At 39.5% G+C, this 2,423-nt stretch carries 1 protein-coding gene; it reads right to left on the bottom strand.

All coding sequences use genetic code 11. The features are described 5' to 3' along the window. Positions 1–2,423: collagen binding domain-containing protein (locus ACGH46_RS10970; protein ID WP_411605650.1), on the bottom strand; the 2,423-nt coding region annotated here is incomplete at both ends.

Raw genomic sequence — 2,423 nt, 5'->3', positions numbered from 1 at the left:
TCAAACTGATAGTTGCCTAACTCGTGCTCTGCACTACCCGTACTGACCGCTTTAACCTCTTTCACCAGATTATTATCGACATATAATCCTACCGTGTAATCCGTAAATAACGTATCAATTCCGATATCCTGTGCATTTATCACCTCGCCATCATCCGCATTCACGTCTATCACAACCTGACCTTTTATGCTTGCCTGACCTTTCAGACCAAAATCAACATTTGTGATTTTGTTTGCCGAGGATGCTGGCGCAATGTTGACAACGGCACTATCTTTATTGATTGCGGTGATTGCTCCCCCAACTTTTTGTACTACATAACTGAAGTCATAACCTGAATTTGCCGGTGCTTCTACACGTATCGTCCAACGACCTTCTGCTATATTGGCTATCTCATATTCACCGTAACTACCACTGTCGACCGTTAAGGCTAAGCCATGGCTGTTTGTCGCCACAACTTTCACCCCTGATAAGGTGGCGGTGTGATAAGTCTGATGCGTTCCTTGTCCTGAGTAGTCTTTATAAATAGTCCCTTTTAACACATTCTCACTTTTAAAGCCGAATGCTTGTTGCTCAGCAACGTTACCGGCTGAGAATCGGTCATCTTTCGGACTATTGACACTAAACGTCACCTGATTGCTCGCTGACATTGAGTTCGGACTGAACACCAGTCTGTAACCGGAACGCTCAATTGCGTTATCATCAATTTTAAGCACATAATCATGTCGGCTTAAACCTGACACTTCAAACAGACCGGTTCGATCATCAACCTTAATCTCCTGTTCCTCAAATCCTGATTTCGCCGATGTTAACACCAGTTTCGGCGTAATTGGCGTACTTAATGCGCCAAAGGCAATATCATTTGCGCTGTATTTTCCGTCGTTATCGGCATCGATCACCACATAACCTTTAATAACCGCACTGCCGTGATAACCTATTTCAACGCCATTCACCGCTGGATTTTGCTTTGAAAGATTAACCGTTAATGATAAGTCTTTTGCCGTCGCTGCCACCGCTTTATTACCCGTTTGGGTATAACTCAATTGGTAACTACTCCAGTCAGCCACACTTTGCGAATTGTCTGCCGTGATAATCCAATCGCCAAACGATAAGTTATTCACTTCAAAATGACCATTACTGTCAGTAATAGCTTGTCGGGTAAGATTGCCATCCGATCTTTTCAGCGTTAATTTCAGTCCTGTTAAATCTTTATCTACAGCAGTGTTCGTTTGACTGTTATCGACATCAATACTCACATGACCTTTTATCACACTATTATATTTATATGCTGAACTATTAGTTAACTCGTCTTTTGTTAACGAAGTAAACGCATAGCTATCACTATTTCCAGGGATGACACGGTTCGCAATTAATTGCGTTCCTTCCGGTGTGCTAACCTTAATTTGATAGTTACCGCCTTTCGGTAATTTTTCAAACTGGTAGTGACCTGAATTATCGGTGTTAACCTTTTTAAGTTCAACGTAATCCGTTACACCCGGCGCCTGATAATTAAGGGTTACATTGATGCCCTTAGTCCCTTCGTTATCCTGTCTATCTCCACTTTCATTTTCATCAATCCAGACATCACCACCGATTTTTTGTTTTCCTACCAATAGATAATTATTATTTTGTGAACCATCTTTTGGTAAATTTGCGATCGGAATAATAATATGTTTCGCGTCTTTACCGGCTGAGCTTTGTTTAAACGCATAGTCGGCATTAGTGTCTAATTTAAGTATCACGGAATAGTTAGCATTATCACCAAACATCAAGTTAGAAAATTTGTACTCACCATCCACGGTTTGTTGAGTCATCAATAGCTTACCGGTACCATCTAAACCATCACGTAACTCAACAGTCAATGCTGTTTCGCTATCAAGTAAATGTGCAAACGCATTTAACTGAGTTAAATCGGTATTATTATCGGCATAATCAACATAGATTTTACCTTCGATACCTTTATCACTCGCTTGTTTGTAATAGAAATTATTGTCTTTTATGCCCACATTAGTTAAATCTAAACTAGATAAAGTATCAATTGGTTGAGTGGTACCTTTACTGTTTTTAACTAATGAATAATTATCTGGCGAGGTTACAACATTAATACTATATTTACCGGAAGGTAAGTTATAGAAATGATATTCACCGTTAGCATTTGTATATTGACGAGCGATCTCTGTTCCGCTTGAATCAATTAGACCGATCAATACATTATCAATTGGCAATTCAGGAGATGTGCCGTCAATAATAGTTTTACCCGCAATACCACTATTAATCGCTTGATTACTACCTATACCTGCCGATGGTGAAGTATTTGAACTTCCTGCTAATAAGAAATATTGGTTTTGTACTGTCTTTCCAACATCTTCAAAGTGAATCGGTTTTAAATTGATATTTGTGTTACCCTCTGCATTAGCAATAACACC

The organism is Gilliamella sp. CG22, from assembly GCF_046635725.1.
Lineage (GTDB): Bacteria > Pseudomonadota > Gammaproteobacteria > Enterobacterales > Orbaceae > Gilliamella > Gilliamella apicola_I.
The sequence above is the reverse complement of the archived record's forward strand: the minus strand, read 5'-3'. Positions and strand labels throughout refer to the sequence as shown.